We start from the raw sequence: 16,603 nt of genomic DNA, 5'->3' as shown, positions 1-16,603 counted from the left end.
CTTGCGTGCTTTTTGTGTGGAAGACGCTTCGCGTGCTGTCCGCGACCCTTTGGGGCGAGGAACTCAGCGGATGGGACGGCAGGAGACGCCGCAGCCTGTCGATCCGAGAAAACCCGAAACAACACTCGGGGGGCTCGGAATCTAGCGGCTAGGTCGGCTTTGACAGACGAAAGGACATTGACATGCGTTACACACTCTCAGTGAATTATAGCGAATGGGAAGACGACGGCTTCTGCGAGCACTCCACCGACGGTCACTCGACGTTGAGCGGACGCCTGCTGTTCGACATTGCGCAGCGGCTGCTGACGGAAAGGGAGCTGTCGTGCCGCACGCAGCTTGTACTCGTACAGCATGGCGACGACGGCTCGGAGCGCGTGCTGCTGGCGGCGCTGGTGCCGATGGCCGTGGAATCGGTGCCGGTGACGATGCTGGTGCTCGGGAAGCTGGTGACCCTCGACCAGGTGGAGGGCTGAGCCATGGGGACGAACACTCAGAAGGCGGCTGTCCGGATTCACCCGTCCGCCAAGGCCAAGCTGGCGGAGATCGCAGCCAGTCACGACACGACGCCCTCGAAGTACCTCGAGGCGCTGCTGCACTACGCGATTTCTCAGCACGAACGGCCCGGCTCTTGGGAGGCGGCGGCGGCGTTCGATTTCTACAACTACGACGATCGCAACGAAGGCGCGTTCGCGGACAAGTGGTTCTGAGGAGGCCGGATCATGACGACGACTACCGAGAAGAACGCGGCGCCGGCCAAGGCGATGAAGAAGGCGCCGGCGAGCGCAGCGAAGGCGAGCCGCGCGAAGCGGCCGGAGCTGGCCAGCGTGGCGAATGTGGTGCTGGTGCCGTTGGCGGACCTGCTGACGGATCAGAACATTCGGGAAGCGATGGACGAGACGGCGCTGCAGGAGCTTGCGCGGGACATCGAGGTGCGCGGGCTGCTGCAGCCTATCGTGGTGACGCCAGCGAAGGGCAACAAGTACCAGGTCGTGGCCGGTCACCGCCGCGCGGCGGCGGTGCGGCTGACAACCGCCAGCGCGCTGCCGGCCGTGGTGCTGAAGATGAGCGCTGCGGATGCGAAGGCGGCGCAACTCGCGGAGAACATCCAGCGCGAGGACCTTTCTTTGGTCGAGGAGGGGCGCGCGCTGCTCGCACTGCGCAACGAGGGCATGAACCTGGGTGCGCTGGCCGAGCTGGTGAACAAGTCGCGGTCGTGGGTGTGCAAGAGGATCGCGTGCGTCGACAACATTCCTTGGACGGTGGCGCAGCTAATGGAAGACGGCGTTACCGAAGATCCGGAAGTCATCCTGACACTGAAGGAACTGTCCGAGCTCGACTGGTGGGGCGCACGTCAGGCGATGGATCGACTGCGGGCTGGCGAGGAGAACCGGGACTCGCTGCGCGAGCTCGTGAGGACGGCGAAGGAACCGAAAGCCGACCTGGTCGGGCAGATGGACGGCGCGGGCGATGCCGACGGGCATGAGCGTGAACAGCAGACGCACTCGCAGGCCTCACCGGAAGAGATGGCGAGGCGGGAAGCGGCGTACGAGGACTATCGGCGAGAGCAGGCAGAAGCGGCGCGGCGTTCGCGGATTCAACGGCAGTGCAGCATGTATCAGATCCTCAACTTGGCGACGCTTGAGGAGGAGCCGACCGAGGAACAGTTCGAGATCTATGCGCAGCTGGAGCCGGAAGCGCGGGTGTTCTGGACGCAGGTGATCAGCGATGCCCTTGGCGGCGACCTGTTCGAGAAGATGATGCAGCGGGCGGCGGTAGCGGCGCTGGAAGAAGAGCCGGACGTGCTGCCGGTGATGCTATGGGTCGCGATGCAGGCGAAGCCGATTCCGGAGACGGAGGAGGAGGTGCTGCGCGGGTTTGTGCGGGACTTCAGAGGAAGAGTCGTTTCGCATGCGAAAGACTAAGAAAAACCTAGATGCGATCTTCCAAACAAGATCGCATCTACCCATTTCTAACGCTTAGCGGAATGTCATAGTCAAAATCTCTGAGTCGAATGGCCGTTTCGACGACGAAATCAATGCAGTAGCGGACGTCTTCATATGTGGGGAGAGGGTGGTTTGGATGGACCACTCGTTGAACAGAATACTGCCCGCTCATCATTTTCCTTGCTGCGGGAACATGAAATGAAAACTTAGAATACCTTCGGTAATCTATTCCAAGTGCTAGCATTTTAATCGCGGTCTGCATGGACTCCAACGATTCTTTTACTCTGTCAACGAATTCGGCCATCTTTCGTGTTTCAGACCCACGGAGGCCCATAGACAGACTTCCAGGAAATCTAAGATCGCGACCAAAGAAGAAGGGCGACCGAACTCTCCATCCTTTCTTTCGACTTTCGTAGTCGTCAATAACCTCTTCAAACGCAACTGAAATCAGTTCAAGCGCACGTTCGTTATTGTTCTCCTTTGCGGCAACCTCCGCCTCGTAGATTTTTTTTCGTGCGGAATCTGGTCGAATAAATTCAACAAGACTGATTTCATCAAATGAAAGCGAAAAAACAACTTTCGCACTCTCTATGAAAAAATTCTCTGTTATGTATCGGAAGGCATCGATATCGTGTGAGGAAGGCAGGTTTCCGTGGTGCTTCAGTGCTATGCGAGCTTTGTTCAGTCGGCGCATAGACTCCCTTTGAGGAAGCTCGACTCCCTCAGGAAGTTTGTTTGAAATAATAGCCCAGTAACCCAAAAATTCTTTAGATTCACCCGCGTCCAAGTATTCGGAAGAAAGCTGTAGGAATAATTCGACGGCGTCATGAAATGTCAGAATCGAGGCGGCTGAGTATAAATCCTGAGATTTTGATTGCTCGGTCCCGATAGAGTATAGGTACTTTATGAAAGCCAAACGTCGAATAATAGACGGATCGTGCATTGTTGATTCCTTGCCGGGGGCGTGGATGCCGCATTGGTGTAATTAATCAGGCCAAGTTAACCACAGAACGCCTCGTGTGCAAGCACACACTCGTTTCAATTATACGGCGGAATCTCAGCTTGTATTCACATGGCATTGCGGGCGCTTGGCCAAGTCGGCTCCAATGACATCCCTAAGGCAAGAATTCCGCAGAGAAAGATAAGGTGCGCGACATAGATGAGAGGTAGCCAACTGGCAATACCGAGCCGGACCGGCGTCAGTTTGCGCGCGGCGATGGACATAGAAATCAGGGTGGCTAGGACTGCTACCCACCCACCTGCAACGACTACCCAGCCGGGGTTTAGAAAAGCGACAGCTGCCCCCGCTAGCGCAGCTAGTACTGTCGCGACTCGCGGTGTCGCGCGGACTGCGTAATACAGCGAGAGCAAGTAGGTCAGCCCTGCCACACCGAACGACGACGGCGCCTGGATGATCGAGGCGACCACGAACACTGCAAGTCCCTTGGCGACGTTTGCCCATGATGGCGTCTGGCTCAGTCCGACCAGGTAGGCCACCGCCGCGAAGCTGAACAGGATGTTGCCGGCCCACCATGGACTAAAGCCCGTGTTGGCGAAGGCCAGCGCATAGACCGGCTGTGTGCAGATCGCCCAGATGAACAGACGCTTCGCCGTGGCCATGGCCTTGTGCGCCTTCAGCGTCAGCACGAAGGTCAGCCCGAAAAGCGGGAATGCGAGCCGGCCGATCAGCCAGGCCCAGACGGATGCGCGGTCATACAGACAGGTGTTGATGTGATCGATCAGCATGCAGACGCATGCGATCAGCTTGAGCACGTCGATCTGCAGCGGGTGGATCGGGAGAACTGTGGCGCGGGCGGCTTCGACTGCTCGCTCGGCTGCATCACCCAGTCGGGCGGTCAGGGTGCGCGCCATGGTGAGCCCTGCGGCACGCGCGGTTGATAGGGCTGCTGTTCGGTCTGCGGCGTGGTGCTGCTGGGGCCTGTGCTCAGACCTGGCCGAGGGGGCGGTGCTTCGATCACCATGTTCGACGGCGTGACGGTGCTGGCGCTGGCCAGCAGCGGGGCGCTCGCCTTCACGTCATTGCGTCGTTCTCTCTGCTCCGCGGTGCGGGTGTCCCAGGCGATGAAGAAGCCGTCTTTCACGATGGCGTCGCACAGGTGGCGCGGCATCGGGAGGCGCGTGGCCTGCTGGCTGTAGCAGCGGCACTCTCCCTTCAACTGGACGCAGGCGGCGGGATAGGGCGCCTGGCTCGGTCGCGTGACTTCGTCGTACATCGGGGCGCTGTAGGCGAGGCCTTCGACGCGTGGCTGTCGTTCCTGCAGGTATTGCGCCGTGGTGAGCTTGCCTTCTCTCGACCGGGTCGGGCTGCTTGCCGGTGGTGCGGCCTGCTGGCGCTGCTGCGGTGCTGCGCCTTCGGCGATCGGTTCGCCCTGGGTGCGCTGGTAGAACCAGGTGACGGCGTAGCCGACCAGTCCAAGGAAGAGCGGCGGCAGGATGAAGAGCAGGTAGTAGCGCGCCGGCCGTTTCGTCTTGTGGGTGTGGACTTCGGCGGACTTGTACCAGTCGAAGGCTTCCTTCGGGAAGTTGAAGGTGTGCTCGAGCGCGTTTGCGCGAGCAGCCAGCGGGTTCTCTTTTACGGACTCGAACTCGAACACCTTGGCTTTCGGCTGGCCGAACTGGCGGGCCGAATGAAAGTGCTTGCCGCACAGGCGCCGGACGTTGCTGTCGATCAGCATCGGGTGCTGTGTGATCAGCACCAGGTCGATACCGAGGTGGCGGTGCGTTTCGAGCTTGGCGACGTGATCCGGTACCGCCGAGCCGTTGCCGCGTGGCCGGAAGTAGGTCTGCGATTCGTCGATAACGACGATGGCGTTCGCCTCGCACTCGTACCACTTCTTCGGATCTTCGAGCTCGATCCAGGGGAGCTTCAGCCCCGGAATGCCGGCGTAGTACACCGGCCGGTTCTCGGCTTCCGCCTTCGCCTTGATCCGGCAGATGGTGTGCAGCGTCTTGCCGGCACCAGGCAAGCCGGTCTGCAGCTCGATCACTTCACCACCCAGCGTTTTATGGCGCCCTGTGCCGCAACCGTGAACAGCTTCGTGACAAGTGCCGCGAAAATAATCTGGACGGCCTCCCCTATCTTGAGCAGGCCGACAAAGCCCAAGACGTCAGCCGGCACGCCGTACAACTCCGAGAAAAATCGGTCTCGCAGCTCATTGAGCAACGGATCAAGTGCGTTGTAGGTCACCAGTCCGAGACCCAAGCCGATAAGGACCCGGCCAACGAGGGAATTGACTGCCAGAAGAAGCCAGCCACCTATAGTGAGGGGAAGCAGGAAAGGCAATGCCATGGTACGAGCTCCTTATGCGCCGCCGGGACTCTTGAGTACGATGAGAGCAGCAGCCAGATATGCGAACGCGACGACAAACGCACCCAGCTGAGATGCAACTTCGCACGGCTTCTCGAACGAGATTTCCAGACTGTTCCCACCGGGCAGAGGAACAACGCGCGGCGCCGGGCAAGCTGCCGCGATGGGCGAGGCCCTAACTTCGCTGGCGAACTTGCCTTGAACGTCGAGGCCCTCGCGTTCCTTCTCGGTCTGCAGGTACTGCTCACCGGTCTCAGTACCAGTACCCACCTTCTCGGCCGCGTTGCTGTATTCGTTCGGAGCGTTCATGTCGCAGTTGCGCTGGTGGATCTCCCTGGCAATCGCGCACTGCACGGCATCCCCCTCGCACGTGAAGGCATCGCAGCCGCCGCCCCATTTGCCGTTCTTGCAGAAGGCGACCGTCGGGTTTTCCTTGCAGAAGGACTCTTGCGATTCTTTCTTTTCGGTCTTGCCCTCTTCGGTCGTGGTCGTGCCGTTCGCGTCGGTCTTGGTGGTGCTGGTCGTGGTCGTGCTGGTGACCGTGCCCGAGCCGTCGTGCGTCGACTTCGTGTCGGTAGTCTTTGTCTCGGTGGTCTGGTTCGGCGGTGTGCCGGTCGTGGTGGTTTCGGTCTTACGGTCGTACGTCGTGACGGGCTTTTCCGGACTGGCGATGTCGGTGCAGGACACGCACATGTGGACGCCATTGAACTCGCCGGGGCACTGACCCGCACCGCACCGCGGCGGGTCTTCCTCGGGCGTAACGGAAATCGGGTCAAGGTCTTCGGGACCTTCGTAGGTCTCGTCTTCGCCGTTACCTTCGCCCTCGCCGTTGATGTCACCGGAGCAGAATTCGCCGGTGTGCACCAGGCCATTCACAACGTGCAGGGTGGTGCCGTTCGACCAGGGGATGTGATGGCCTGTACCGCCTACGTTGAGCTTGCAGCCGTCGCGACAGATTGCCCTCGGTAACTCAGTCCAGGGCGAGACGTAGGCCGAGCCGCCCGCGGTGCCGGCTGCGTGGCAGGGCGGCTGGCATTGCTGCGTGATGGTGTTGCGCACTTGACCAGAAGCGCACGCCGTCAGCTCGCACTGCCCCGTCGCTGCGTTGTAGTTCTGGCCGCTCGGGCATACCGGATTTCCGGGGCAAGTGGTCGTGCCCTGCGTAACCGCCTCAAGCTCCCCGTTTGCATTGAAGCAAAAGCGAGTGGCATACGCGTATCCAGACCAGGAACCGTTGTAGAGGCAGGAGTACTGGTATTGGTTGTGCTGCGTTCCAAGGGTGCGAGGCGGCGACACACTCGCGCAGGCCTCACCTGGCGACATGGTCCACGGATTGGTCTGTCCATTGCCATCGTATCGCCAGCGCACCATGGAGCCGTAGTCAGCTACAGCCGGAAGTGACAAGACGGTGAGAAAGAGGGAGAGCAGAAACGCGCCGAGTGCGCGTGCGAGCCGCTGCGGGCTCAGTAATTGAAGATGATCCATGCGGCCCCCAGCAACGCGATCATGACGTATGCGCCCATGACGTATTTCCCCCAGGTGAATGCCGGGACCGACCGCAGCCCCCCGGGTTACTGCTTGAACTGCTACTGCTGTGTTGCGGCTACGCCGGTGTTACATCGCGCGCGCGATCCACTTGTAGACCTTGATGCCCACCAGCACGACCAGGACGGCGGCGCCGATGGTGGCGATCGGGGCGCTGGCGCCACCGATGGCCGTGGTGACGGCGGACACGTCGATGCCGCCGCCGCCAGCATGTGCGGCGGTGCCGGCCAGCAGGAGGGGAGCGGAGACGACGACGCCACCGACCTTACGCAGGTAATTCTTCATGGTTGCTTCCTTTCACGGACAGGGTTTGGATTGCGGCGCGGATGCCGAAGGCAACGGCCCACACGCCAATGATTGCGACCGAAATGGCCGCGCCTGCTTCCGCACTCAGGGCGAAGGGGTTACCCATCGCTTCCGAGCCCGAGAGCACCACCATCCCGCATTCACTGAGGTTTGCGGGTTGAGGGTTCTGGAGGACGAGGGCACCGCCCTCGCCAATGGTTACGCACTGCATGTCAGATCCTTTCTGCTGCGGGTAGTCCGGCAGCGATCCAAAGTCATTTGATCCGCCCCGGATCGAGGCGACCTTAGCGCCGGTGTAGGCCGGCGACGGTGTGCCGTCCGCCAGGTGGAAGGCGTAGGACTCGAAGGGGCCGGTCTGAGCATCCGCGCACAGGAAGCGGAAGGTGCCGCCTTCCTCGTACTGGAGCGTGAGGCACTGGGTCTGCTCGACGTTGAAGAACCCAGTCAGGCCGGCCGCTTCGCTGATCGTGTCGACGTGGTCTTCGTGGCAGCCGGTGAAGTAGGTCTGTCCGCCGATATCTTCGCCGTACTCGTCGTACTGCGGCACGTAGACGTCCGACTGGTAGCAGCTCACGGTCAGCCCTTCCGTTCGGCACGCATGGCGCGCGGGTAGAGGCGGCCCATCTGCAGGCCGACGGTCACCGCCAGTTGCGCGGGCTCACCTGGCTTCAGGCCCTCTTCGGCGGGTAGCTCGCCGAAGGTGCCGTCGGGCAGTTCCACCGTGGCGATGCGCAGGCCGTTGCCGGCCCGCTTCACCTTGCGCACGGTGCAGTGCGTGGTCAGGTTCATGCGTGGAGTCTCCGCAGGCGAAGGCGCGCTTCGATGCGGCCGTTTCTCACCTGGACGGTGCTGTACAGGCCCACGGTGTCGGACTTCGTCACGTCGGGGTCGCAGGGCACGTCGCCGAAGCGGTCGTTGTCGAGCTGGACGTGTGCGACGTGGAAGGCGCCTTTGATCCGGGTGACCGACAGGACGGACACGGCGCGCGACAAGAGGTGTTCGCCGGTGCCGGTGGTCGGGGGTGGAACAAGCTGCGGATGGTTCATCATCGAAATTCCTTTCGTAGGGCTTCGGCCCATGGATGACTAGTTAGAGAGAGTTACTTCTTGCTGCGATATGCGACGTCATATCTATAAACACGACCCACCCGTTCAACGACCTGTTCCTCGCCGTCGCACGACATCGAAACGCGATACTCCCGTCCCTCTCGGATGTACCGATCAACCAGCCTTCGGAAATGCCGCACGGCCTCTTTCCGATTCCTGAATCGATACTCTTCGAGTTCAATGGACTTACGCGCATCCATGACTTCGACGACAAAGGGACGATCGAGAGGTGTCAGATCAACGGACACTGCGACGTTCCAACCAAACAACGTGATAGACTTTTTCATGACACTTTCCTTTCTGGGCCAAAGCCCTACGAAAGGAATTTCAGAGGCCGCCTAGCGGCCTCTTTTCTTTTCATGCGTCACGAATCACTCGCACGCGTATGAAGTGAGGTTGGCGCAGATGCGCCATCGGTCGGCCGTACTTCTTCTCCAGCACATCGACGAGCGCTGCGTCTTCGCCTTCGGCCAACCATTCGTAGCGCGCCCAGGGCTTGCACATCACCAGCAGCGCGCCGCCCAGTTCAGGCAGGCCGGCACGGCCCAGCGTGTTGCAGAACCACATGCCGAACTTTCCTGGTGCGTTCAGCAGCGCATCGAGCAGCAGCAGCAGGAACAGCAGCGGTGCGCCGAGCAGCGCAAGCACCGTTTGCCACCACTTCGCGGGCTGACCATTCACGGTCAGGCCGTTGCCCTTCAGTTCGATCTTCATGTCTTGCTCCCTTCGGGTGGATGGAGCGTTTCGCATGCGAAACGCTTGGGCTCAGATTAAGGCTTCGGAGGTTGCGGGGCTGCGGACTGTTTCCCGTTCTGGCCGAGCAGCTGCAGCGGCTTCACGCTGACGACTTCCTTCTTCACGTCCTTGCCCGCCTGGAATTCGCGGATCTGGACTTCGGCGAGGAAGGCATCGGGCTGCTTCATGTTCATCGCATGCTTGCTGCCCGGCATCTTGAGTACTTCGACGCCAAGGCCCCAGCTCATCGGGTTCGGGTCATCCGGACGCGACAGCGGCACCGTCATGAACACTTCGGTGTAATCGAACTGGGTTCCGTCAATGTTGAATTGGCGGCCGCGTGCACCGAGCACGACACGACGCTCGGTGCGGACCTGTTCAGCTTCAGCCATATCGAACAGCATGGTGGTTTCCTTTCAGTGAGTCGCCTGGAGCGTCGTGGTCCGATTCGGCGAAGTCGGCGACGAGGTGTAAGGGGATGTCCAGACCGCGCTTGACCATCTGGCGCTGTATGTCCTGGTCGGTGACGTCGGACACCAGCTCTTCGATGCCCTGGGTGCCGACGACGGCAAGGGCGACGGTGAGCGCGGGGCCAGCGGCACGGCGGATGTACTTCATCATCGCGAGCCAGCCTTGCTTTGCGGTGTGGCGTACCGTGGCAAGGCGGGTTTGCGTGGTGTTCAGGAATTCGAGCGCGGGATAGGCGCCGGCGAGGTATTCGCCGGGGCGGGTGAGCGTGTCGAAGGGGATGACGCGGTCTTCGGCTTTCAGCTCGAGTTCGATCCGTGTCCAGGGCGATTCACGGTCGCCCAGTTGCTTGCCCTTCTCGTAGATGCGCAGGAACTTGCCGGAGAGGCGACGGCCGACGGTCAGTGTTCGGCCCCGGCCGTCGGGCCTGGCCCAGTTTCCGAACTGGGCCATGACGGGCGACTGCGGGGCTTTGGGCAGACGGAAGCGGTCCTCGGTCCAGTCGTCGAAGGCGCGGTCGACGTTGTATTCGCCCTGTTGGTCGTCGTGCGTGAGGTCGACGCGGGTGATCTTGGGTTTGAGCAGCTCGCCGGACAGAAGCCATTCGTACATGGCTTTCTCCCAACCCGGCTTTGCGTGCATGCAGCCTTCGCCGGTGAGCTCGAAGAGGACGGTGCCTTTCTGGCCGCCTACGGCGATGAAGCCGAACTTGCCATCGGTGCCGAGAGACCACGAGTTCAGATAGAACTTGTGACCGTTCTTGCGCTTCTCGAAGAGGCCGAAGCCGACGATCTGCTGCAGACGTTCGGCGAGTGCTTCAGCGAAGTGGTCGTCGACAACGGGTGGCAGGCAGGACCAGCCGTTGTTCGGGTGGATCGCGCTGTCCGGGAAGGTGACGGTCAGCCAGTCGATGAAGGCTTTGCCGTCACCGCGGGTGCTGGTTTCGAGAAGGACCGATTCTTCACCCCGATGGTTGAGCACGAAACGCTCCCCATGCCGGTTACGGGGCCAATGGGATTCAGTGAAAGCGAACACGGCTTTTCCTCCTTGGGTACTTCGATTGGGATGTCTGCCGTGTTCCCCCCCTGTTAGTCAGGGGGGGCGCGGCCGCGCCCGCCGTGCCCTGCGGTCCCGGCGATGCGCGGCCACGCTCGAATGTCTCGATGGAGCCGCATTCGATGCAGATGCCGGAGAGGGCGGGGCGCGACTCGCGGCCGAGATACGACAAGCGCGCTTCCCGCCACAGGAAGGCGCAGTCGTAACAGCGCATGAAGACCCAGCAGAAGAGGGGCAGGGCGATCACGGCTGATCACCCTGCGAAAGAAGAGGCCCGGTACTGCGTCCTAGGGAGAGAATCGGACTCCGGGCGTAAAAAGGAGGCGTGCGCGACAAATCTACCACGCGTATTGCATATGCGGAATGGTTTGTTGCGGTGGTTTTCATTTGAGGCTCCGGCCGCGACGTTGCGCGTCGAGGATGGCCTGTGCCTGGTAGCCGGCACGGCGGGCGCGGTCCAGTTCCTTCTGCAGATGCTTCTGCTTCGAGCGGCGCACGGGTGCGGGCATCGGGCCGGCGAGCTGGCGCTCGAGGTCTTCGATCACGGTGAGGAAGCCGGGGTGCATTACACGGGCCTCCAGATTCCACCTTGATATGCTTCGGGTATCAAAGAGGAGGGGGTATGGAAGAGAAAGTCCCGGACGCACGCCCGCAGTACATGGATAAGTTCGCGCTTCTGAATAAGTGCGAACAGGACCTTTTGAACCGACTGGATGAAGCCATGCCGGCGCTGAGGGTCTTTTGTCAGGTCAGCATGTCGCAGCTCTTCCACATCGGATACCGCCGCGGCGCCTATCGCCAGTTGGGCGAAATCGGCAGGAAGAGCGTGGATTTCCTCGTCGTTCGCAAGAGCGACACCAGCATCGTGGTGGCCATCGAGCTGAACGGCCCGACCCACGAACGCGAGAAGCAGAAGGCGTCCGATGAGAAGAAGCGGGCGGCCTTGGAGGAGGCAGGTATTCCGCTCTTGGTTTTCTACCCGGATGAACTGCCGTCCGTGGCAGATCTGCGAAAAGCCATCGCACCGTTCATCGCAAAACGCCGGCAGTACGAGGCCGAGCGTGACGAACGCTTGAAGCGGCAGTAGGGCAGGGCGAAGAGCAGGTGGCATTCCATCGAAAGCTAACGAACGTTAGCTTGTTTTATAGCTTTCTGTCGAAAGCTTGTCAACGGAAAGCTAAGTAACTACCGTAAGCCTTCAGTTGTTTGCTATCGAGCACGAAGGGATACGGCATGAAGGCACTACTTGACTACCTGGACGAGGCGAAGACCGCCCTCGGAGTTGAAACCGATTACGCGCTGGCGAAGAAGATGAAGTGGTCTACCGCGCAGATGAGCAACTACCGCGCGAGACGACGCATCCTGGATGACTTCCAGGCGGCGAGAATTGCCGATGTCCTGAGCAAGAGCCCGATGGAGGTGATCGCGGCAGCTAACGTCGAGCGTGCGAAGGACGACGATGAGCGCGCGTATTGGGTGAAGCTGTGGAAGGACTGCGCACAAAAGAAAACGGCCCGCAAAAGCGGGCCGTCGAATTTGGCTCCCCGACCTGGGCTCGAACCAGGGACCTACGGATTAACAGTCCGGCGTCGGAACGCCTTGAAAGCCAAGCCTGATAAGGAATAGGCGTTTCCGCAGTCTAATATTATCTGGCTTGGCGCTGCCCGGAAACCCGCTTCCAGCCGTGGTCCAGTGCGCTCTATTAGACGGCCGCCTTGACCTTGTTCGGCTGCACAACACCCCTCCAGCGCTGCTTCACGTAGCGCTCTGTCGTGGTCACCGAGTCGTGGCCGCACAGCACCTGGATGACCTCCAGCGGCACCCCGGACTGCCACATGTCCGTCGCCCCCTTTCCCTTCAGGTCGTAGAAGCCGAAGCTGGCCACCTTCGCGGCGGCCTGCCGGCGCTTCAGCATCGCGCACAGTCCGTCGTAGCTGTAGGGCTTCCCGTCGCGGCGATGCAGCAGGGTCATCCCGCGCAGCTTGCCGGCACCGGCCTTAAGGTTGATCAGGATCTCGTCGATCTCGGCCGTGACCTCGATGTCCACCATCGCGCCGGTCTTCGCCTGGTTGTTCCGGATGACACGCACCTCGCGGCCGTCCGGTAGCCGACGGCGCACGATGTCGCGCTCGGTCCAGGTGATGATGTCCTCCGGCCGTTGCAGTGTGCGATAGACGAGGTGGGCGAGGGCCCAGACCATCAGCGGCGCGTCCTTCAGGGCCTGCGCCATTTCCACGTCCTCGACGTAGCGATCCCGCTTCTTCTCCGGGTTGCGGCGGACGCCGCGGCATGGGTTGGTCGTCACGCCGGCATGCCCCTTGCGGATTAGCCACGTGAACATTGACGACAGGCAGGCTTTCTCGCGGTTTGCGCGCACGCCTCGGCCGCCCTCAAGGTTCGTGTCCAGGAATTCGCCGACGTGGCTCGGCGCGACGGCCGCCGGGTAGAGCGGGCCGAAGAAGATCTTCAGCACCTCCGCATCGGTCGTGTAGTCGTCCAGCGTTCGCTGGGCGAGGTCGCCGACGGAAACGCGCTTCCGGCACCAGATCAGAAACTGGTCCAGCCAGTAGGCGACGGTCCCGAACCCGTCGTCCAGCTGCTGCTGGATCCTGTTGGCGCGCTCCTTCGCCTGTCCGACGTCCGTGCCAAGGCGCTCCCACCGTCCGGACGGATGGTCTTCGGACGGCCGGTGGAAGTAGTAGAACGCCCCGTGCTTGGCATACACCCGGTCCGGCAGGTCGAGAGGGTTGTGCTTGCGACGACGACCCATTTCAGGCGGCTCGCCTCCGGTTGATGAACTCGATCAATCCTGAGCGGTTCGGTGCCGCAGCTGGCGCGGTTGTGCCCTGCTGAGGTTCGGCATGCTTTCGCCCGGACAGTACCGCTTCTGCATGGCTGCGAACAACCAGCGCGCGGCCGTTCGGCTTCGTGGCCACGGTCAGGCCTAGTTCGCGAAGGAACCGCACCTGTGCCGCCGGCTGGACCAGCGGTTCGCAGATGCGCGCGATCTCGGCGTCCGTCAGGAAAAGTCCGTCGTTCATCAGCTCTCCTTCGGGCCCGGCAGCAGATTCGCCGCCTCGGCATGCTCGAGCACGGTCTTTCCGCTGGGCAGCAGGATCTGCCCGAGGAAGGCTCCCTCGAACGACAGGATGCCGGTCTCGATCGCGGTGATCTGACCCTTGATCCAGTCGCGCAGGATCGAATAGACAGCGGTGCTGGCGATCTCCTTCGCGCGCGCCTCGTGCTGGTGCTTCGTCGCTTTCGTGCGCGGGCCGTACGGGTGTTCCTTCAGCCACGCGGCGGCGTAGCCATTCACGGACGCCCGAACGCTCACCGGCCGGCCGCGGTATTCGAACTGCACCAGCAGCTCGCCGCCCTCGAAGTCCAGCATCTGGCCGAACTTCGAGCAGCCGAAGCCGCGCAGGATCTTCTGCATGTCCTGCACCGCACGCTCGCCGCTGCTGGTGTTCTCGTAGGGTAGTGGCATCGTGAATCCTCAGAAAAGCGACTGCTGTGCCGGGGCATCGCGCAGCGCCATGGCTCGGCGGCGCTGGTTTCCGGCCCAGTCGAGCAGCTGGAAGCTGAAGCCGCGGTGGCGGCCGGTGAAGTGCCGCGACTGCGCGAGATAGACGCGCGCGCAGTGGATGCAGGTCTGGCGCTCGGTCATGGCGTCACCCGCTTGAACTCGACTACCCAGACCCACGGGTTGGCGTCCCAGCTGCCGGGGCCGTTGATCGACTCCCACAGCGAGCGATAGGTGTCGTAGGCCGGGCATGCTGGGTCGGTGTAGCAACCCTCGGCCATCGCGTCCGCCTCGCTGATGTCCTGCAGCCGCTCGACGCGGACGGCGGTGACCTCGAGCAGGATGCGGCTTGCCCAGCGGGGCATCTTGCTGTGGTGGCGCCACTCCTCGAAGTCAAAGGCCATTTCGGCGTCATCACGCGAGAACCCGAGTTCGCGCATGCACTTGTCGATGTAGGTAGCGGCATAGTCGACAGCGGTGCCGCTCATGATGTCTTCCGTAATTCGTCTGGCCTCATCAAGGTCGTGGGCCGTGTGGCGCCACGTCTCCTGCACCCACAACCGGTCGCCCGGCTGGCCGTAGGGGCACGGGTTGAGGTGGTTGCTTTCGGTCTCGCCGCCCGGGTCCGGCGTCCAGTAGTTCACGCCGGGGTCGGCGTAGCCGGATTCCGAGCGGCCGGATGGCGGCGCCCAGTAGCGCACGTGCTTCGCGTCGGCCGGCAGTTTCACCTCACGCCGTGTCTGCGTCTTCGTGTCGGCCAGCAGGGCGCGCACCATCGGATCGTTGAAAGGGATGGGTCGCTCTTTCATCACCGCTCCTGGCTGGTCGGGTCGGTGTGCCGCGCGCTGGCGTCGGTCTGCTCGTACGGGTCGAGCACGGTGACGGCCGGGCGGGTGCTGGGGCGGCCGGGGCGCGGGCCGTGGATGGCGAGGTCGGGCGCCGGGGCGTTCTCGCGGCCGTAGTTGCCGGTGATGACCTGGTGCAGGGCGTGGTAGCGGTTGCGGGCGTCCTGCAGGCGGATGCGTGCGCCGATCAGCTCGTCGATCTGGGTGCAGATCTCGGCGTCGATCGCGCGCAGCCGCGTCAGCCGGCCGGCGAGGTCGTGCATCTGGGATTCGGTGAGGGTCATGGCGCCGAGCGCTCCGGAAACCCGTCATGCGTCCGGCCGTCGAGCAGGCGGCCGGCGGCCTTCTTGCCGATGCGCACCACGTAGTCGGAATCCGCAGCCACGTCGCCGCTGTCTGTCCAGCCGCTCGGGCCGAGCGCACGAACCGGCAGTGACACAGGATGAGTCTCGTACCAAGCTCCAGCCGGCGCCCACTCGCCCCACTGCTTGAACAGGAACGGAACGCCCGCTGCAGCGCATTGATCGCGTAGATCGCGTGCCCAGTGCGGGTGCATCGGCCGGGCGCGCGGGCCGCTCTCGCCACCGACGATGATCCAGTCGAGCGCTTCCAGGGCGTTGGTGCCGTCGTTCACGCGAGTGGGGTTGGCAAACATTCCCTCGAAGCTGATCGGCCCCAGCATCGGCTCGACGCTTAGAAACCGCACCGCCGCCGGCGTGGCCAGCAGCTTCGGGATGTCGCGGTCGGCCTCGGCCTGATTGCAGATCGTGGCGCCGATCCAGATGTTGGGCAGCACGTCGGGGATGATCAGGCGGGTGGAGCCGACCAGTGACAGGCGCGCGTCATGGATCATCTTTTCGGCATTGCCGATTCGCTTGGTCAGCAGGAGCCAATCGAGATTCGGCGTAGCCTCGATCAGCGCGAACAGATCCTGACGCCACGCGGCCGGCACCTCGTTGTCGAACACGTCGGCCAGCGACGCGCAGAACACGCGGCGGCGGGCGGGCTTCCACATGTGCTGCGACCGGTGCGGACCCTTGCACTGCGCGAGCATCGGGTTGTCAGTGCGCAGCCCGCACACCTCGCACTCGTAGAACGGCTTCGCATTCCACTTCCCCGGCTTCTTCCAGTTGTCGTCACCGGTGCGCTTCCGCGCCTGGCCGGCGCCCCACTGCACGACGTGCCGGCGCAGGTCGAAATCTCGCTCGGCGTAGCAGTGGTCGCAGGCCGGCGAAACCTTGGTGCAGCCGATCCACGGATTGAAGGTGGCGTCGCACCACTCGATGTTCGAGCGCTCAGCCATTGCGCACCTCCGACACCCACACCGCGGCCGGCTTCCCGCGCCACTCGTAGCCGCTTGTCCACTCGCCTTCGCTGCCCAGGTCACCCAGCGGCATCACCGCGATCACGTGACCCTCGGTGACCAGCTGCGCGGCGTCGCACATCGAGCGCGCGAAGGACACGTCGGCCGGGATCAGGCCGAGCACGGCCGCGTCGAATGTCTCACCGTCGAGCCACTGCGCATCGGTCCACGCGACGAGAGAGGCGCGCAGAGCACGGAAGCCGCGGGCGCGCAGTTGGTCGACCAGCGCGATGTCGCTGACCAGGCACGTGACCTGCGCGGCGACCGGCTGGAAGCTGTCGAGCAGCGGCACAACGTCGCCGGCGAGCAGCACACGCTGCCCCTTCTGGATGTCCGCCGTCTGGAACGCGAAGTTAGCGGCGGACAGTGCTGTGATGTTCATGGT

General features: G+C 62.6%; 27 protein-coding genes. 5 read left to right on the top strand and 22 right to left on the bottom strand.

Going from position 1 to position 16,603, the window contains the following annotated elements; all coding sequences use genetic code 11:
• Window positions 1–182 precede the first annotated feature (182 nt).
• From WJU27_RS08255 to WJU27_RS08245, 3 genes are read left to right on the top strand one after another with little or no spacing between them, the layout of a single operon-like run.
• Window positions 183–473, top strand: coding sequence for a hypothetical protein (locus WJU27_RS08255; protein ID WP_341421788.1), 291 nt, complete (start codon window positions 183–185; stop codon window positions 471–473).
• Window positions 474–476: 3 nt separating this feature from the next.
• A complete protein-coding gene (locus WJU27_RS08250; protein ID WP_341421787.1) occupies window positions 477–707 on the top strand; it encodes a hypothetical protein in 231 nt (76 codons plus the stop codon).
• A gap of 12 nt (window positions 708–719) precedes the next feature.
• Complete coding sequence (locus tag WJU27_RS08245) at window positions 720–1,922, top strand: ParB/RepB/Spo0J family partition protein (protein ID WP_341421786.1); 1,203 nt, start codon at window positions 720–722, stop codon at window positions 1,920–1,922.
• 37 nt (window positions 1,923–1,959) lie between these two features.
• Here the strand turns inward: WJU27_RS08245 and WJU27_RS08240 are convergent, their stop codons facing one another.
• The 14 genes from WJU27_RS08240 to WJU27_RS08175 form a co-directional block, all read right to left on the bottom strand.
• Window positions 1,960–2,886, bottom strand: coding sequence for a hypothetical protein (locus WJU27_RS08240; RefSeq protein WP_341421785.1), 927 nt, complete (start codon window positions 2,884–2,886; stop codon window positions 1,960–1,962).
• A 125-nt stretch (window positions 2,887–3,011) separates the two neighbouring features.
• The gene (locus WJU27_RS08235; protein WP_341421784.1) at window positions 3,012–3,815 is read right to left on the bottom strand and encodes a TraX family protein; all 804 of its coding nucleotides are present in this window, start codon (window positions 3,813–3,815) and stop codon (window positions 3,012–3,014) included.
• Entirely contained in the window at window positions 3,800–4,951 is a 1,152-nt protein-coding gene (locus tag WJU27_RS08230; protein WP_341421783.1) for a zonular occludens toxin domain-containing protein, read from the bottom strand. The genes WJU27_RS08235 and WJU27_RS08230 overlap by 16 nt, the downstream gene beginning before the upstream one ends.
• On the bottom strand, window positions 4,948–5,253 hold the full coding sequence (locus tag WJU27_RS08225; RefSeq protein WP_341421782.1) for a DUF2523 domain-containing protein: 306 nt from the start codon (window positions 5,251–5,253) through the stop codon (window positions 4,948–4,950). The genes WJU27_RS08230 and WJU27_RS08225 overlap by 4 nt, the downstream gene beginning before the upstream one ends.
• A gap of 12 nt (window positions 5,254–5,265) precedes the next feature.
• Window positions 5,266–6,756, bottom strand: coding sequence for a virulence factor TspB C-terminal domain-related protein (locus WJU27_RS08220; protein WP_341421781.1), 1,491 nt, complete (start codon window positions 6,754–6,756; stop codon window positions 5,266–5,268).
• Between the two features lie 129 nt (window positions 6,757–6,885).
• A complete protein-coding gene (locus WJU27_RS08215) occupies window positions 6,886–7,101 on the bottom strand; it encodes a major capsid protein (protein WP_341421780.1) in 216 nt (71 codons plus the stop codon).
• The gene (locus tag WJU27_RS08210; protein WP_341421779.1) at window positions 7,082–7,696 is read right to left on the bottom strand and encodes a hypothetical protein; all 615 of its coding nucleotides are present in this window, start codon (window positions 7,694–7,696) and stop codon (window positions 7,082–7,084) included. Before WJU27_RS08210 ends, WJU27_RS08215 begins: the two co-directional genes overlap by 20 nt.
• Before the next feature lie 2 nt (window positions 7,697–7,698).
• Window positions 7,699–7,911, bottom strand: coding sequence for a hypothetical protein (locus WJU27_RS08205; RefSeq protein WP_341421778.1), 213 nt, complete (start codon window positions 7,909–7,911; stop codon window positions 7,699–7,701).
• Entirely contained in the window at window positions 7,908–8,171 is a 264-nt protein-coding gene (locus WJU27_RS08200; RefSeq protein ID WP_341421777.1) for a hypothetical protein, read from the bottom strand. The genes WJU27_RS08205 and WJU27_RS08200 overlap by 4 nt, the downstream gene beginning before the upstream one ends.
• A gap of 50 nt (window positions 8,172–8,221) precedes the next feature.
• Window positions 8,222–8,515, bottom strand: coding sequence for a hypothetical protein (locus WJU27_RS08195; protein WP_341421776.1), 294 nt, complete (start codon window positions 8,513–8,515; stop codon window positions 8,222–8,224).
• Between the two features lie 70 nt (window positions 8,516–8,585).
• Window positions 8,586–8,942: a hypothetical protein gene (locus tag WJU27_RS08190; protein ID WP_341421775.1), complete on the bottom strand. Its 357-nt coding sequence runs from the start codon at window positions 8,940–8,942 to the stop codon at window positions 8,586–8,588.
• Between the two features lie 56 nt (window positions 8,943–8,998).
• Window positions 8,999–9,367 (bottom strand): hypothetical protein, encoded by a 369-nt coding sequence (locus WJU27_RS08185; RefSeq protein WP_341421774.1) that lies wholly within the window; start codon window positions 9,365–9,367, stop codon window positions 8,999–9,001.
• Complete coding sequence (locus WJU27_RS08180; RefSeq protein WP_341421773.1) at window positions 9,348–10,466, bottom strand: replication initiation factor domain-containing protein; 1,119 nt, start codon at window positions 10,464–10,466, stop codon at window positions 9,348–9,350. Before WJU27_RS08180 ends, WJU27_RS08185 begins: the two co-directional genes overlap by 20 nt.
• A gap of 404 nt (window positions 10,467–10,870) precedes the next feature.
• Window positions 10,871–11,053, bottom strand: a complete 183-nt coding sequence (locus WJU27_RS08175; protein WP_341421772.1) for a hypothetical protein — start codon at window positions 11,051–11,053, stop codon at window positions 10,871–10,873.
• A 56-nt stretch (window positions 11,054–11,109) separates the two neighbouring features.
• On the opposite strand from WJU27_RS08175, the gene WJU27_RS08170 reads away from it, so the two are divergent.
• Window positions 11,110–11,574 (top strand): DUF2726 domain-containing protein, encoded by a 465-nt coding sequence (locus WJU27_RS08170; RefSeq protein WP_341421771.1) that lies wholly within the window; start codon window positions 11,110–11,112, stop codon window positions 11,572–11,574.
• A gap of 146 nt (window positions 11,575–11,720) precedes the next feature.
• A complete protein-coding gene (locus WJU27_RS08165) occupies window positions 11,721–12,113 on the top strand; it encodes a hypothetical protein (RefSeq protein ID WP_341421770.1) in 393 nt (130 codons plus the stop codon).
• 76 nt (window positions 12,114–12,189) lie between these two features.
• Here WJU27_RS08165 and WJU27_RS08160 read toward each other — a convergent pair whose 3' ends face one another.
• From WJU27_RS08160 to WJU27_RS08125, 8 genes are read right to left on the bottom strand one after another with little or no spacing between them, the layout of a single operon-like run.
• The gene (locus tag WJU27_RS08160; protein ID WP_341421769.1) at window positions 12,190–13,257 is read right to left on the bottom strand and encodes a tyrosine-type recombinase/integrase; all 1,068 of its coding nucleotides are present in this window, start codon (window positions 13,255–13,257) and stop codon (window positions 12,190–12,192) included.
• Window position 13,258: 1 nt separating this feature from the next.
• Complete coding sequence (locus WJU27_RS08155; RefSeq protein WP_341421768.1) at window positions 13,259–13,528, bottom strand: DUF4224 domain-containing protein; 270 nt, start codon at window positions 13,526–13,528, stop codon at window positions 13,259–13,261.
• The gene (locus WJU27_RS08150; protein ID WP_341421767.1) at window positions 13,528–13,974 is read right to left on the bottom strand and encodes a hypothetical protein; all 447 of its coding nucleotides are present in this window, start codon (window positions 13,972–13,974) and stop codon (window positions 13,528–13,530) included. Before WJU27_RS08150 ends, WJU27_RS08155 begins: the two co-directional genes overlap by 1 nt.
• Before the next feature lie 9 nt (window positions 13,975–13,983).
• A complete protein-coding gene (locus WJU27_RS08145; RefSeq protein ID WP_341421766.1) occupies window positions 13,984–14,154 on the bottom strand; it encodes a hypothetical protein in 171 nt (56 codons plus the stop codon).
• Window positions 14,151–14,819: a hypothetical protein gene (locus tag WJU27_RS08140; protein WP_341421765.1), complete on the bottom strand. Its 669-nt coding sequence runs from the start codon at window positions 14,817–14,819 to the stop codon at window positions 14,151–14,153. Before WJU27_RS08140 ends, WJU27_RS08145 begins: the two co-directional genes overlap by 4 nt.
• Window positions 14,819–15,139 (bottom strand): hypothetical protein, encoded by a 321-nt coding sequence (locus WJU27_RS08135; RefSeq protein ID WP_341421764.1) that lies wholly within the window; start codon window positions 15,137–15,139, stop codon window positions 14,819–14,821. The genes WJU27_RS08140 and WJU27_RS08135 overlap by 1 nt, the downstream gene beginning before the upstream one ends.
• A complete protein-coding gene (locus tag WJU27_RS08130; RefSeq protein WP_341421763.1) occupies window positions 15,136–16,158 on the bottom strand; it encodes a phage Gp37/Gp68 family protein in 1,023 nt (340 codons plus the stop codon). The genes WJU27_RS08135 and WJU27_RS08130 overlap by 4 nt, the downstream gene beginning before the upstream one ends.
• Window positions 16,151–16,600 carry a hypothetical protein gene (locus WJU27_RS08125; RefSeq protein ID WP_341421762.1) on the bottom strand — a complete coding sequence of 150 codons (450 nt, stop codon included), beginning with the start codon at window positions 16,598–16,600 and terminating at the stop codon, window positions 16,151–16,153. Before WJU27_RS08125 ends, WJU27_RS08130 begins: the two co-directional genes overlap by 8 nt.
• Between the last annotated feature and the right edge of the window lie 3 nt (window positions 16,601–16,603).

It is taken from the genome of Methyloversatilis sp. NSM2 (assembly GCF_038066675.1).
In the GTDB taxonomy this organism is placed as follows: Bacteria; Pseudomonadota; Gammaproteobacteria; order Burkholderiales; family Rhodocyclaceae; genus Methyloversatilis; species Methyloversatilis discipulorum_A.
The sequence above is the reverse complement of the archived record's forward strand: the minus strand, read 5'-3'. Positions and strand labels throughout refer to the sequence as shown.

Coding starts and splice junctions, on each gene's coding strand:
- WJU27_RS08255 (WP_341421788.1), top strand. CDS start 183: ATGCGTTACACACTCTCAGTGAATTATAGCGAATGGGAAGACGACGGC.
- WJU27_RS08250 (WP_341421787.1), top strand. CDS start 477: ATGGGGACGAACACTCAGAAGGCGGCTGTCCGGATTCACCCGTCCGCC.
- WJU27_RS08245 (WP_341421786.1), top strand. CDS start 720: ATGACGACGACTACCGAGAAGAACGCGGCGCCGGCCAAGGCGATGAAG.
- WJU27_RS08240 (WP_341421785.1), bottom strand. CDS start 2,886: ATGCACGATCCGTCTATTATTCGACGTTTGGCTTTCATAAAGTACCTA.
- WJU27_RS08235 (WP_341421784.1), bottom strand. CDS start 3,815: ATGGCGCGCACCCTGACCGCCCGACTGGGTGATGCAGCCGAGCGAGCA.
- WJU27_RS08225 (WP_341421782.1), bottom strand. CDS start 5,253: ATGGCATTGCCTTTCCTGCTTCCCCTCACTATAGGTGGCTGGCTTCTT.
- WJU27_RS08220 (WP_341421781.1), bottom strand. CDS start 6,756: ATGGATCATCTTCAATTACTGAGCCCGCAGCGGCTCGCACGCGCACTC.
- WJU27_RS08215 (WP_341421780.1), bottom strand. CDS start 7,101: ATGAAGAATTACCTGCGTAAGGTCGGTGGCGTCGTCGTCTCCGCTCCC.
- WJU27_RS08205 (WP_341421778.1), bottom strand. CDS start 7,911: ATGAACCTGACCACGCACTGCACCGTGCGCAAGGTGAAGCGGGCCGGC.
- WJU27_RS08200 (WP_341421777.1), bottom strand. CDS start 8,171: ATGATGAACCATCCGCAGCTTGTTCCACCCCCGACCACCGGCACCGGC.
- WJU27_RS08195 (WP_341421776.1), bottom strand. CDS start 8,515: ATGAAAAAGTCTATCACGTTGTTTGGTTGGAACGTCGCAGTGTCCGTT.
- WJU27_RS08190 (WP_341421775.1), bottom strand. CDS start 8,942: ATGAAGATCGAACTGAAGGGCAACGGCCTGACCGTGAATGGTCAGCCC.
- WJU27_RS08185 (WP_341421774.1), bottom strand. CDS start 9,367: ATGCTGTTCGATATGGCTGAAGCTGAACAGGTCCGCACCGAGCGTCGT.
- WJU27_RS08175 (WP_341421772.1), bottom strand. CDS start 11,053: ATGCACCCCGGCTTCCTCACCGTGATCGAAGACCTCGAGCGCCAGCTC.
- WJU27_RS08170 (WP_341421771.1), top strand. CDS start 11,110: ATGGAAGAGAAAGTCCCGGACGCACGCCCGCAGTACATGGATAAGTTC.
- WJU27_RS08165 (WP_341421770.1), top strand. CDS start 11,721: ATGAAGGCACTACTTGACTACCTGGACGAGGCGAAGACCGCCCTCGGA.
- WJU27_RS08160 (WP_341421769.1), bottom strand. CDS start 13,257: ATGGGTCGTCGTCGCAAGCACAACCCTCTCGACCTGCCGGACCGGGTG.
- WJU27_RS08155 (WP_341421768.1), bottom strand. CDS start 13,528: ATGAACGACGGACTTTTCCTGACGGACGCCGAGATCGCGCGCATCTGC.
- WJU27_RS08150 (WP_341421767.1), bottom strand. CDS start 13,974: ATGCCACTACCCTACGAGAACACCAGCAGCGGCGAGCGTGCGGTGCAG.
- WJU27_RS08145 (WP_341421766.1), bottom strand. CDS start 14,154: ATGACCGAGCGCCAGACCTGCATCCACTGCGCGCGCGTCTATCTCGCG.
- WJU27_RS08140 (WP_341421765.1), bottom strand. CDS start 14,819: ATGAAAGAGCGACCCATCCCTTTCAACGATCCGATGGTGCGCGCCCTG.
- WJU27_RS08135 (WP_341421764.1), bottom strand. CDS start 15,139: ATGACCCTCACCGAATCCCAGATGCACGACCTCGCCGGCCGGCTGACG.
- WJU27_RS08130 (WP_341421763.1), bottom strand. CDS start 16,158: ATGGCTGAGCGCTCGAACATCGAGTGGTGCGACGCCACCTTCAATCCG.
- WJU27_RS08125 (WP_341421762.1), bottom strand. CDS start 16,600: ATGAACATCACAGCACTGTCCGCCGCTAACTTCGCGTTCCAGACGGCG.